This window comes from Psychrobacter okhotskensis, assembly GCF_013248965.1.
Classification (GTDB): domain Bacteria; phylum Pseudomonadota; class Gammaproteobacteria; order Pseudomonadales; family Moraxellaceae; genus Psychrobacter; species Psychrobacter okhotskensis.
The window spans coordinates 1-12529 of the sequence record NZ_JABRVQ010000019.1 but is presented as its reverse complement, the minus strand read 5'-3'; the positions used below and the strand labels follow the sequence as shown (position 1 = coordinate 12529).

Below are 12529 nucleotides of genomic sequence, written 5' to 3'. Positions count from 1 at the left end.
AACTCAATCGATGGTCATCTAAAGGGGTTAAAAATGGCTAAATCTTGCCAAACAATATCAAATAGTTGACTAATATCTCGATATCATCTGCGCTGTTTTCCTTGTCTGACTACAACTTATCTCATTTTTATCGCCATTTTTTAAATGCGGACACGCCCTAGAGCGTAGCATTTCTATATAATAGACTTTGCTATCAACGGCGGCGCAGCGTGGCTTTTTTGGCAACAGATAAGTATTGACCATCTTGATATGAAACGTGCGACAATCACACCCAGTTATCCAATACCTATAACCCTTATCTATAACATTGATAATAATGCTGAGAGAATTATGAGTAACCTTGCTAACGATAGCCTTGCCAATGACAACCTTATAACGCCAGCTGCTTGGTTGGCCGAAGGTCAGTCTAGCCAACGCGATATGTTAGCCAGCTTGCAAGCCCTAAAAGCACAAACGCACTCGCCCTTTAATATCATCGCCTCACACCGCCATGACAGACCCGAGATTTTTGAATTTGCCGACAGCGTATATATTGAGCCGTCTGCAACGGCGCTCGACAGCGATGAGCAAGTCATATCTGGACCCGTCACACCGCGTTGGCAGTTTGTACTGGAGCAAGCCAAGCAACACAATGTAAAAGTATTATTGACTGGTCGTAATGGTATCGATTATGAAGCACAGCGTGAAGCATTTGATGCTGTTGGTATTCGCTTATTAACAGGAGCAACCAGCGTCGCAGCCCTAGAGTGTATCGATGACAAATTTGCCTTTATGCAGCAGTGTCATCACCACGATATTCCAGTGGCAGACGCGTGGCGCTTTGACAATACTGCTGAGCTTGAGGCCCTACTTAGCGAGCATGGTCATCAGCCTTTATGTGTCAAACCGGTCACGGGTATTTTTGCACAAGGCTTTTGGCGGCTTGATTTGGCCAAAGACAATGGCGAGCAGTACGATAGCTTTGAGCATTTATACTTTACCGAAGAGAAAAAAATTAATACAGCGCAGTTTGTCAATGCTTACACAAACAGCCAAATGATACGTGAGCGCCCTATTCCTATGCTGCTGATGCCTTATCTATCAGGACAAGAATACTCTATCGATGTGGTCTGTGAATATGGTGAAGTACTGGCAGCCGTTACTCGTCATAAAACGGGAAAAATCCAGCATGTCGGTTACGAGCAGGACGTCATGGAGGTGGTGATACCATTAATCAAAGTCTTTGGCTGCGATGGTATCGTCAGTGTTCAAACTAAAGCAGATGATGATGGTCAGCACCGTGTGCTTGAAATTAACAGTCGCCCTTCTGGTGGCATCGGTTATACGGCGCATAGCGGGATCGATCTCACACAACTGGGGTTTGCCTATTGGCTGGGCTTAACGGACAAGCCACAGTTAGCAAACATTGCTCAAAAAATTAAACCTTGTCAGGTGCGCTCGCTGATGGTAAGTGTAAAAATTGAAGAAGACATCGTTGAATAAGTAAAATATCTTAGGATAATAAAAATATACTGAGCCATTATAAAGTCAATGAGGGGGCGGGTGATGACAGCACAGACCACATTAGTATTAGGCGCAAACACGGTGATCACTCAAGAGCGCTGTATTGTTGCTTTTACGACCTCAAATTCGCTTAGGTTTGGGCAGCAGCTTGGACTATTATGGCTACCTTTAAATGAGCAGCGCAAGGCAGTCTGTAGCCCCGCCTATTTGCATGAGCCTAAAGACTGGGCAAAGCTAGACGATGATGACAGTCCCAGCGAATGGCAGCTGGATTTACTCACGTTATTTGACACGCAAGGGGTGAGCTTCTTACAACTAATCGCTTATACTTATCAGGAGCCGACACTTAATTTGCCCGCTGTCGAATTAAAAAATATAAGCCTAACTTTAAACAATGGTGCTATTCACTATGACTTCATAGCAAGCGAGCGCCATGTCAAAGCCGCTATTGTTTTTGAGATTTACAAGCGTAATGGGCAGTTTAAATGTCGCGCTCTTGGTGAAAGCTCGACCCAAGGACTGACAAGCCTTGAGCAACGAGTGCAAGTCAGTCTTGATATTCGTCCGCCAGATACTCATGCACTCATTCAAGCGGCGCAGCAGCAGCAGCGTGGTTACCCAGATAGCGACTCTCGCCCGCCCCGCCAAGTCCAAGCTGGTGAAACATGGACAGGCACGGCTTTTGCTATTGACCCTTATCATCTATTGACTTGCTATCATGTCATTGAGTCGGCGGCGATGATTGGTGTGCGCCAGCAGGGCCAGCCTGACCGTGAGGCGCAAGTGGTACTTAGTGATATCGGTAGCGATTCTGCCATTATCAGAGTAAACGAGCCTTTGGCTTGCCACCTACCATTAGCGCAGCAGTGTTCGGATATCTTGGGCGAGACCATTACCACTTTGGGCTTTCCGCTATCAGGACTCAGTAGCCAGCTACAAGTCACACAAGGCTGTATCTCAGGATTAACAGGCTTAAGTGATGATATTCGTTATATGCAATTTACCGCACCGATTCAGCCCGGCTCTAGTGGCAGTCCGCTGCTCTTGCCGACAGGTGAAGTCATCGGCATGGTGACTGCTAGCCTCGTCCATGAGCATGCGCAAAACATGAATTATGCGGTGAAGTTCCAGTTATTATCTGCCCTACTCGCGAGCGCTGGCATTAGTTTGGCTAGCTCGTCTACCACATCTAGCTCTACAACTGCTGCACTGACTACCCCGCAGCTTAGTAAACAAAGTCGCGGATCGCTTTGGCTGGTCGGCTGTCAGGGTTAAAATATCTAAGCAACGCAAGTTAATATAAAATCAAGTTAATATAAAAATAGCCACTTTAACAAAGTGTGTTAAGGAAAATAGATGACTGCTAAACTCAAAAGTATAGCCGTACTTATTGATGCCGATAACGCCTCAGCAAAAAATATTGGTCATATTCTGCAAGAGATAGAGAATATTGGACATGTCACTTGTAAAAAAATCTATGGCGACTGGGGCAATGCGCATATCCAGAGTTGGCAAGAAGCATTGCTTAAATACGCCATCGACCCTATGCAACATTTCGCTTATGTGAAAGGCAAAAACGCCACTGATATCGGCATGGTTATAGAAGCAATGGACTTGCTATACAGTGATAATTACGATGGGTTTTGTTTGATCTCAAGTGATAGTGATTTTACTTCATTAGCGCTACGTATCCGCAAAAACCATGTAAAAGTATTTGGCTTTGGAAAGCGTAATACGGTTAGCGCGTTTTCACAGGCTTGTGATAAATTCTTTTATGTAGAGGATTTATTAACTGCTAAAAACGACTCCATTACAGTCAGTCCTACACCGAATAAGAATGATACCCCATCTTCAAACATTGCATCAGAACGTTGGACGACTAAGCAATTACATACCCAAAATCATCTTATTGGCGTAATAAATAAACTAATCAATGAAAATCCTAATGCTAAAGATGGTTGGTCAAACCTATCTTATATTGCTAGCCAAATTCATAAAAACCATGAAAATATCAAACTAGATAAATATGGCTATAAAAAATTCTCTGATCTTATTACGACACTACGTCTATACGATGTGCGCCGTGAAAATAAGGTTATGTTAATTAAATTAAAAAGTAAAAAAACTACACCATCTTCTGTGATGACTAACAGTAAATCAGCGTTAGACTTACAAACTAATAATACCATTCATAAAAAACAAATTTCTAAATCAGCATCCAACCTCTTTGCCGCTGCACTCATTATTGTCAAAATAACAACGGCACCTACTATCAATGCTGTATTGTTTAGAGTAGATGCCACTGCAAAAGTACGTGGCGATGAAGACATGATATTTTACGGACAGACCCATAGTGAAGATGGTGCAGTCGAACTGGATCAACAACTTGAATCTGAGAAATCCATATCTGAATTTAGTTGTGATCTAAACCTTCAGCCTGCCAATATTGAACAACTTAACTTTGCTTTATCAAGTGAGCTTGAGAACTTAGCGACTGATCCTCCACAAACACCTATTCAGCTGAGCATCCTTGACAAGCAACAGAATGCATTATTATTTTCAGGTGAATTTGACATAAAAGATAAGTCAGGCAAAAGTTTGATTCTATTTACATTAAACCGAGCAGGCAAACAATGGCAATTTATGCCAAGGCATCAAAATATAGATGGCGACCTACGTTATCTTTGTGAAAAATATGGGATAGAAATAAGCGATGACTGATCTTAAAAATAACACAATACTTAATACCATGATATCTAATACTATGTATAAACGCAGCATCACCCTACCACGCGGTACCCTTGATCTCACCTATCAGACTAATTCTGCAACTCATAATAATGACTTAGAAAAAAGTGACAGTTATCAATTAGAAGACTTGCTTGGCTTTGCGCAGCGCATTAATCCTAAACGCGCATTTTTGTTTGTGTCAAAAGTCTTAGGTCGCCATATTCCAGTCGCCCCTAACACCATGCGACATGCTTTTACTGATTTGGCAAGCCTAGTGCCGAGCGATTTGCCCGAGCCAATTTTGGTCATCGGTATGGCAGAGACTGCCGTTGGGTTATCTGCTGGGGTGCATCAAGCGCTACAAACGCGTTATCCCAATGCCTTACTACTGAACTCTACCCGTCACGCACAACATAACGACGATAATTCTGAAACCTTGCTAACGACTTTTAGCGAAGATCACAGTCACGCTAGCCAGCATCTGATTTATCAAAGTGCAGATAAAGCTATCCAAGCACAGCTACTAGCGAGCAAAACATTGATTATGGTTGATGACGAAGCATCAACGGGCAATACTTGCGTCAATGTCGTCACGGCCTTACGTAACGCAGGGCTTGATCAATTAGAGCAAGTACATCTGACCACTTTGGTTGATTGGTCTCTAAATCAGAACCAAGCTCAATCTGACGTAGACGACAATATATCTGCACGTTTGCCTAACATTGACTTTCATCGTCATCACCTATTATCTGGTGCGTGGCAATGGGCGGATGCGCCCAACCCTGAGCCGATTACTATGCCGTCGGTCGATACGACTGAGGCTGGCAGTCAACCACTAGGCAATACTGGTAATTGGGGACGCTTCCCAACGCTAGATAGCACAGATGGATTTGGTAATTATTTGGCGAAGTTTCAATCCGCATTTACGCGTTTTAGTGAGCAAGCACCGTTTGATAAAAAGCAATTACCTGAGCGGATTTTAGTATTGGGTAGTAATGAGTTTGTGTGGTTGCCGTTTTTATTGGCGGAATGGCTTGAGACGCAAACTCAAAATGCTACCGTTAATTTTAGTGCGTTAACACGTTCACCGATCGCCCTTGGTGGCGCAATTATCACTATGCTAAGTTTTAGCGATAACTATGGGCTTGGTATGACCAACTTTGCTTATAATGTTGAGCCTAACGATTGGGACTTAATTGTTTTGTGCGTTGAAACATCAGCGGATAGCGTTGATGACATGTGGAAAGGTTTGGATAATGTATTGGTGGTGAGTCCTTCGATTTAACTTAGCCTCTAAGCCACTATTTGATTTTCAAATCTATTACTACGGACACTTTTATGACCATCCCATTCTTCAAGAGCGACTCCAACATTATCAAACCTTACGCGCTAATGGATCTAGACGATACCCTATTTCAAACCCAGCGTAAAATTGATGCGTGGAAATTACCCACTACTGAAGCTAAAAACTTGATTTGCGCAACCGTTAACAAACAAGGCGAGCCATTAAGTTTTATGAGTCAGCGCCAAGCCACATTTTTTAACTGGCTACTTGTAAGCACTGATCTAATCGTAGTGACGGCACGCGACCGTAGCGAAATCAAACGTGTAAAGCTGCCTTTTGACAGTTGGCAAGTTTTGACTCACGGTGCAATTATTTTGACAGCTAATGGCGAGCTGTTAAGCGCATGGCAACAGCGTATGTATGAACAGTTGAGTCCTTTGCAAGACAAACTTAACCAACTGAGCCAATTATTCGCGAGTCACAGTAGAAACGATAACAGTCAGCTAGTATTTACACCGCATATTGATAGTTTTAATAATGGTTCTGTTAATGAAGAATTGACCATTTATCTGGCTATTAAACACGCGCAAAAAGATCATCAAGCATTGGCAGAATTAGCTGCACAGTTACCTAATCTAATACGTGATTTTGATCAGGATTTCTATGTCCATGTTAACGCTAACAATCTAGCGATACTGCCACATGCGGTTCATAAGCATCATGCGGTACAGTTTTTATTAGACCATCATTTAGACAGTCAGCGCCCAAGTTTTGGCTTTGGTGACAGCCTGGCAGATTTGCCGTTTCTGCAACTGCTAGACTGGTATGGCATGCCCAATCATGGTCAACTGCACGACAATCTTAGTTCTTAGTAATTCTCAGCTCTTAACAACTCTTAAATATCAATAATTATAATAACGACAGCAGCTTATACGAGTAAAAAACCTCCTATGACCACTCCCAATATTCAAAAACTCGATAAATACGGCTCAGGCAGTTACCTTGCCAGCGATGTAACAGTGCTACTCGATATCGTTGATAAAGACGCGGTTGCAGACGTGCCAGTCAGCCAAAAAGAAGCACTGATTCAAAGCGGTCAACGGCATTATTCAGACATGCTGACCTTAGAGACCGCACCAACGGCGATGCACGAGCAATTATACGCGCAGGCATTAGAGCAAGGTACAAATAGAACCGCGACTGATATCGCTAATTTAGCGCATACGTTACACCATACTTTCGAGCAAACGGTTAGTGCTGAGCGCCCATTAGTATTGGTCAGCTTAGTACGAGCAGGTTTACCAGTTGGCGTGTTATTGCAGCGTGCCTTATCAGATAAGAAAGGGTCAGATAATGAAAGGTCAGATACCGATAGCGACTATAACTTGCCAAGTGTGCATTACGGTATTAGTATCATTCGTGACCGCGGTCTTGATCCAGTCGCTTTACAGATGATATTGGACGCTTACCCAGACAGCCCCATCGTATTCGTTGATGGCTGGACAGGTAAAGGTGCCATCTATCAAGAGCTTGCTCATAGCTTAGAAGTCTTTAGTGACCCTAGCCATCCCAATTTTGCCAATATTTTTCATCAAGGAAAAGACGCCATCCCGCTACTGACACTTGCTGATCCAGCGGGCGTAGCATGGCTAGCTGCTAGTGAAGAAGACTGGTTGATCCCATCAGGTTTATTAAATAGCACGGTGTCGGGACTGATTTCACGTAGTCTTTATACTGAGCCGCAATCAGGTCTACATCGCAGTGTTTTTTATGATAATTTAGTAGAGGCAGATCATAGCTTGGCGTTTATCGATCACATCGATACTGCACGACGTGCATTAACGATACCTTTGCAACGTTTGCCAACTTTTAAACAACCACGCTATCAGACTGCTGATTTAATTAATGAATTGGCAAAAACCTATCAAATCACCAATCGTAACCGCATTAAGCCGACGATTGCAGAGGCGACACGCGCCATATTACGCCGCGATCCCGAGCGCATTCTACTGGCCACTGCTGATCATCCCGATACCGTATTATTGCGCCATTTATGTACCGAACGAAATATCAATATCAAGGTATTAGGTGCTAAAATACTACCCTATCAAGCCATCACGCTGATCAAGCAGCGTAGCAAAGACAGCTAAGCTATTATTGCTGATCAATTCATACGTTCTGTCTTTTATAACCCTTTACGACCATTCAATTTATCACTATTTACGATGCCGATTATGCCAGATATGCCAAATAACGAATCAAACATTTATAGCCATACCCAGTCTTATGCGCATCTCATCACTGAGCGTCATGCGATGGTTAGGCCCAATACCCATCATCCGTATCAGCTGGGTGCAAGCCTTTATATGCCTGCTACTCGCCAAGATATCTGGCAAGTCATCAAGCGCGATAAATTACCAACGATTAATAGCATTATCATCTGCTTAGAAGATGCCGTTAGCCACAATGATGTCGAGCTGGCGCTGACACGGCTGCAAACCCTGCTTCATACTTGGGCGATACACGTCGATAGTATCAATGATCCGTCAAGAGAATCTGGCTTTCAATCGAATCAGCAATCGAATCAGCAATCAGAGCAAAAAAACCAGCATCCCACGCGGCCCTTGGTCTTTATACGTCCGCGCAATCCGATGATGCTGCAACAACTGGCAGACTACGCTCATATCGATCTCATCGACGGCTTCGTCATGCCCAAAGTCGATATGTATAGCTTATCCAATTGGCGCATGGCCTGCCAGAATCTCAGCATCGATCATTTATTAATGCCGACGCTTGAGACCGCAGCATTATTTAACCCACATCACAATCAAGAACTGGCCATTGGTTTTAAAGAAGCTTTTAGCCAGCCAGTCTTTGCGCTGCGCATCGGCGGCAATGATCTGTTTGCCGCGCTGCGTCTGCGCCGTCCGAAGAACAGTATCGTCTATGATACCCCTATCGGCACGCTTGCTTATCAGCTGCTCGGCTGCTTTGTGCCGCACGGCTTTTATCTCACCGCACCGGTCTTTGAGTATTTAGATCAGCCAACGCTGTTTATGCAAGAGCTGACTCGCGACGTCAGTTTGGGCTTAGTCGGCAAAACAGTTATTCATCCTAGCCAAATCGCTTTAGTTCAGCAAGCCTACTGCGTGCCAATGAGCACATTAGATGAGGCGCAAGCCATATTACATAGCGAAGCCAAAGCGGTATTTAAATATAATAATACGATGCTAGAGCCTGCCACACATCGCGCATGGGCGACCGAAATCGTCAATCGTGCCGATGCCTTTGGCACTATCGATGACGGCAATAGTGACTATACATCACGATTGTAAGCACCTCTTATACCAAAACCAAAGACGCCGTTATCATAGCAATGATAATGGCGTCTTTTTAGTATAGTCGATTCAATTTAAAAGTAGTACAAGGCAACCGAGTGTAGATGTATAGGTGATACTTCAAGCGAGGTCAACGCAGTAATATTTTTATAGTGGAATGACTATATAGGGGCATGCCCTAATTAGGGCGTGTCCTCATTTTAAAAATGGTGATAAAAATGAGATAAATTGCAGTCAAACAAGGAAAATAACGCAGATAATATCGGGATATTAACCAGCTATTTAACGATGTTTGGCAAAATTTAGCCATTTTTAGCCCGTTTAGATATGATCAATTGAATTGAGGACACGCCCTAGTCATACTTATGATACACAGCTCGTCAAAAATTGACTCAGCACTTTATTGACCTGTTCAGGCTCTTCTACCGTCGAAGTATGTCCAGAGCCTTTGATTATTGCAAGCTTAGAGCCATCGATGGCGAAGTGCATACGCTCAGCTTTGGCATAAGGAGTGGCGACATCCTCATCGCCCACGATGATTAGAGTAGGCGTCGTGATGCGATCGATTTGATCATAAATAGCGTCGCGTTCGATGACTCCCATCGTGGCTTTGACGACCCCACCTTTGCGATTACCATTGAGCATTGCCAACCATTCTTTTTGATCCGCTTTACGCGATTTATCTTCTAAAAAAGTACTACCAAACATAATAGGCATGACTTTTTTACTCACCCTTTTCATCCCCAACCAGCGAATAGCCGTCATGAGCTTTTTGTAGCCGGGAATATTGTCAGGGTCTTCCGCATCAGCCGAAGTGTCTATTAGGGTCAAGGATTTTAGCAGCTCTGGTCTTCTAATAGCGATGCGTTGTCCAACGAAGCCGCCCATCGATAGTCCGACATAATGGCAGCTGTCTATATCGAGCGCTGCTAGGAGAGCAATAGCATCATCTGCCAAGGTGTCCATGTCGTAGCCGTCTTTAGTAATTTGCGACTGGCCTTGTCCGCGAAAGTCAAAAGCGATGCAGCGATAGCGGTCCTGAAAGTGCTCGACTTGTTTGTCATAGATTCTCGTATTCCAAAGTAGCCCATGAGCAAAGACCATGACAGGTTTCTGCGTATCGTTTGGTGCGCTATCTTCGTAATTGATATTAGCATTATTGACTTCAATAGTTGGCATAACAACTTCCTTGTATAATCGATTAAAAAATCAAGCATATGACTGCTTTTTCTTTTTAGCCCTGTCTTTCTAACGCTTTACCTCTTCTACTGATCTTTTAGCATAATTCACCAGCCACTCAGTTGACAGTCTTATTTCTGAATGAGCCGTTTTTATCGGTGCATCCTAAGGAATTAACACAGCGAGACAGATTAAACCACACTGGCGATTTGTCCTAAGCGCCCACAAAACTTGCTTTTATAATCATAGCAAGCTGCTATAGTAATCAATAGTGAATGATTTGTTACAAAACCTGCTCAGCCTTTATTTTGAATCGCCTATTACCTAACTAATTTAACTAAGGAAAGCCAAGATGTCACCGTCTCTCGTCGAGTACCAAAGCGAAAACCACATTGCCACCATTACTATGAACGATCCAAAAACGCTGAATGCCTTTAGCACGCCATTAAAAAACGCCATTATGGATGCGCTTGATAAAGCAGATAGCGATGCAGACGTACGTGCGATTGTCTTGCAAGGCAGCGGTCAAAATTTCTCTAGTGGCGGTCATATCGGTGAAATGCTAGAGAACGGTATGGAGTCTGAGGCATTGGTCGCAAAGCTTGATTTTATGCTACGTGAAGTCGCGGAAGTGAGCTTAAAGCTACGTAATATCCATAAGCCAATTATTGCTAAATTGGAAGGTGCAGTCGCTGGTGCAGGCATGAATCTAGCACTGACTTGTGATTTCCGTATCGCCGCTGACAATGCAAAGTTTGTGCAAGCCTTTGTTAATATTGGTCTGATTCCCGATGCTGGTGGTATTTATTTACTCAATCAATTGATTGGTGCTGCCAAAACCACTGAGCTCGTTATGCTTGGTGATAAGCTCAAAGCGGACGATGTCGCACGTCTAAATCTAGTAAATAACGTCGTTAGTGCGGACGAGCTAGATGCCACTGTACAGGCATTAGCGACGCGCCTAAGCAACTTACCGGGTAAAGCGCTTGCTTCAATGAAGCATATGATTAATGTCCATGCCTTTTCTGGTCTTAATGAAGCGCTTGATATGGAAGTTGAACAACAAAACATGATGGCTGTTACCGATGACTTTAAAGAAGGTATTACCGCTTTTATGGAAAAACGTAAGCCCGTTTATCAGGGTAAATAAAAGCCTTATAATATTCTGTTATGCACTATCATCAAAAAGGCTGCCATTAGGCAGCTTTTTTTGGGTAAAATCACATAGATAACCGTCAATATCGTTGTTATTAATAGCATTAATCATTAAGGAGCAGAGGCTGTTTTATAGTGATGCGGTAAGGTAAATATCTTGTCAAAACCTAAGGTAAAAACGAAGGTATAAACCAAGAAGAATAACAGCAGCGCGGCTTCCAGCATAAAGGCTTTTATTAGACCAACATCGTACCAAATCATATAAATTGGTAAGCAAATCAGCACCAAGCCGCCTTCAAAAACAAATGCATGCACACTGCGTATCAATAACGTGCGCTTTGTCACCTGCTTGCGACGTTCCCACGCTTCAAAAACAGTATTGTATAAAAAGTTCCAGACGACAGCGGCAAATGACACCATGACAGCGACTGGTAAAGACTCTGCCGCTTCACCACCGCTTAGTTTCATCAATATAAAAGTAGAAGAAATAATAGCAATAAGCTCAAAGACAGTCACATAGAGGATACGACGTTTGAGTGGGGATAAAGTAATCAACCAAGACTCCAAAGCACTTGAGCGTAAACAAAAAAGTGCCTATCAAAGTATCGGTCCGTCCCGAGAGAAAAAAGGAGAAAAAAGTGCAGAGCCACGGTTTCCGCCTGCATTTCTATTATACATAAGATAATGTTATTAGAAAGGGTTAAACCGATTCGTGTTCGTGGTTGCCGGGGTCTCAACTTTCTGAGAACATACAGCAATACCGACGCGGCTCATATTATGCATACCCAAACTCATTTAACCCATGCTCACTCTTTATATCGTATGATAGTGTTCGCACTAGCAAGCGCGTACCTGCTTTTATTATAAATTAAATTTTTACTTGTAATATGATAGCTATATTGTTAAATGCCAGTTTCAATTTCTGGTTTGCTCCACAAATCTTTGAATTCAAATATGTAGTTTTTAGTTTTAACATTCACTTCTATCGGTATAGACTTGTATTCCTCATTTTCTTTTTTCTTAATTATAGTATGCAAGTCATGGAATACTCTTTCAGTTGGACCTAACTCACCTCTTAACCTTGCAAACATAGACCAGTTTGTTATAGCAATTTTGTTAGATTTCAAATAATAACCATATCCATTCATTCTTGCGGCAGTCTTAGACAATCCAAATAAGTAGACTCGACTTATGGGACGATCTTTTGAAGTTTTGATTCTGAGAGTTTCCCCCTATGGCAGGATAGTTGTCACCCCTAAAGAATAATCCAAATGGGGGCAACAAGGACACAACATGCCACGTTATAGTGAAGAACGTAAACAAACTATACTCAGTAAAC

11 protein-coding genes are annotated in these 12529 nt (G+C 42.9%); 8 read left to right on the top strand and 3 right to left on the bottom strand.

Going from position 1 to position 12529, the window contains the following annotated elements; genetic code table 11:
• Positions 1 to 330: 330 nt before the first annotated feature.
• The 7 genes from HQR03_RS09845 to HQR03_RS09815 all read left to right on the top strand — a co-directional run bounded on the left by HQR03_RS09845 (position 331) and on the right by HQR03_RS09815 (position 8853).
• A complete protein-coding gene (locus HQR03_RS09845) occupies positions 331 to 1482 on the top strand; it encodes an ATP-grasp domain-containing protein (RefSeq protein ID WP_173240050.1) in 1152 nt (383 codons plus the stop codon).
• A 63-nt stretch (positions 1483 to 1545) separates the two neighbouring features.
• Positions 1546 to 2778: a S1 family peptidase gene (locus HQR03_RS09840; RefSeq protein WP_025650989.1), complete on the top strand. Its 1233-nt coding sequence runs from the start codon at positions 1546 to 1548 to the stop codon at positions 2776 to 2778.
• A gap of 81 nt (positions 2779 to 2859) precedes the next feature.
• Positions 2860 to 4224, top strand: a complete 1365-nt coding sequence (locus HQR03_RS09835) for an NYN domain-containing protein (protein WP_173240049.1) — start codon at positions 2860 to 2862, stop codon at positions 4222 to 4224.
• A gap of 28 nt (positions 4225 to 4252) precedes the next feature.
• A complete protein-coding gene (locus tag HQR03_RS09830) occupies positions 4253 to 5518 on the top strand; it encodes a phosphoribosyltransferase domain-containing protein (RefSeq protein ID WP_173240078.1) in 1266 nt (421 codons plus the stop codon).
• A gap of 53 nt (positions 5519 to 5571) precedes the next feature.
• Positions 5572 to 6390: an HAD hydrolase family protein gene (locus tag HQR03_RS09825; RefSeq protein ID WP_173240048.1), complete on the top strand. Its 819-nt coding sequence runs from the start codon at positions 5572 to 5574 to the stop codon at positions 6388 to 6390.
• A 78-nt stretch (positions 6391 to 6468) separates the two neighbouring features.
• Entirely contained in the window at positions 6469 to 7668 is a 1200-nt protein-coding gene (locus tag HQR03_RS09820) for a cysteine protease StiP domain-containing protein (protein ID WP_173240047.1), read from the top strand.
• A gap of 84 nt (positions 7669 to 7752) precedes the next feature.
• Positions 7753 to 8853, top strand: a complete 1101-nt coding sequence (locus HQR03_RS09815; protein WP_025650984.1) for an HpcH/HpaI aldolase/citrate lyase family protein — start codon at positions 7753 to 7755, stop codon at positions 8851 to 8853.
• Positions 8854 to 9219: 366 nt separating this feature from the next.
• On the opposite strand, the gene HQR03_RS09810 is transcribed toward HQR03_RS09815, so the two are convergent.
• A complete protein-coding gene (locus tag HQR03_RS09810) occupies positions 9220 to 10035 on the bottom strand; it encodes an alpha/beta fold hydrolase (protein WP_101211511.1) in 816 nt (271 codons plus the stop codon).
• Between the two features lie 352 nt (positions 10036 to 10387).
• On the opposite strand from HQR03_RS09810, the gene HQR03_RS09805 reads away from it, so the two are divergent.
• Positions 10388 to 11185 carry an enoyl-CoA hydratase/isomerase family protein gene (locus tag HQR03_RS09805; RefSeq protein WP_173240046.1) on the top strand — a complete coding sequence of 266 codons (798 nt, stop codon included), beginning with the start codon at positions 10388 to 10390 and terminating at the stop codon, positions 11183 to 11185.
• A gap of 116 nt (positions 11186 to 11301) precedes the next feature.
• On the opposite strand, the gene HQR03_RS09800 is transcribed toward HQR03_RS09805, so the two are convergent.
• Positions 11302 to 11745: a PACE efflux transporter gene (locus HQR03_RS09800; protein ID WP_173240045.1), complete on the bottom strand. Its 444-nt coding sequence runs from the start codon at positions 11743 to 11745 to the stop codon at positions 11302 to 11304.
• A 347-nt stretch (positions 11746 to 12092) separates the two neighbouring features.
• Positions 12093 to 12317 carry a hypothetical protein gene (locus HQR03_RS09795; RefSeq protein ID WP_173240044.1) on the bottom strand — a complete coding sequence of 75 codons (225 nt, stop codon included), beginning with the start codon at positions 12315 to 12317 and terminating at the stop codon, positions 12093 to 12095.
• Positions 12318 to 12529 lie beyond the last annotated feature (212 nt).

What these genes read in the sequence shown, in the direction of transcription:
- HQR03_RS09815 (WP_025650984.1), top strand. Translation starts at nt 7,753, where the DNA reads ATGCCAGATATGCCAAATAACGAATCAAACATTTATAGCCATACCCAG.
- HQR03_RS09840 (WP_025650989.1), top strand. Translation starts at nt 1,546, where the DNA reads ATGACAGCACAGACCACATTAGTATTAGGCGCAAACACGGTGATCACT.
- HQR03_RS09845 (WP_173240050.1), top strand. Translation starts at nt 331, where the DNA reads ATGAGTAACCTTGCTAACGATAGCCTTGCCAATGACAACCTTATAACG.
- HQR03_RS09825 (WP_173240048.1), top strand. Translation starts at nt 5,572, where the DNA reads ATGACCATCCCATTCTTCAAGAGCGACTCCAACATTATCAAACCTTAC.
- HQR03_RS09805 (WP_173240046.1), top strand. Translation starts at nt 10,388, where the DNA reads ATGTCACCGTCTCTCGTCGAGTACCAAAGCGAAAACCACATTGCCACC.
- HQR03_RS09820 (WP_173240047.1), top strand. Translation starts at nt 6,469, where the DNA reads ATGACCACTCCCAATATTCAAAAACTCGATAAATACGGCTCAGGCAGT.
- HQR03_RS09830 (WP_173240078.1), top strand. Translation starts at nt 4,253, where the DNA reads ATGATATCTAATACTATGTATAAACGCAGCATCACCCTACCACGCGGT.
- HQR03_RS09810 (WP_101211511.1), bottom strand. Translation starts at nt 10,035, where the DNA reads ATGCCAACTATTGAAGTCAATAATGCTAATATCAATTACGAAGATAGC.
- HQR03_RS09835 (WP_173240049.1), top strand. Translation starts at nt 2,860, where the DNA reads ATGACTGCTAAACTCAAAAGTATAGCCGTACTTATTGATGCCGATAAC.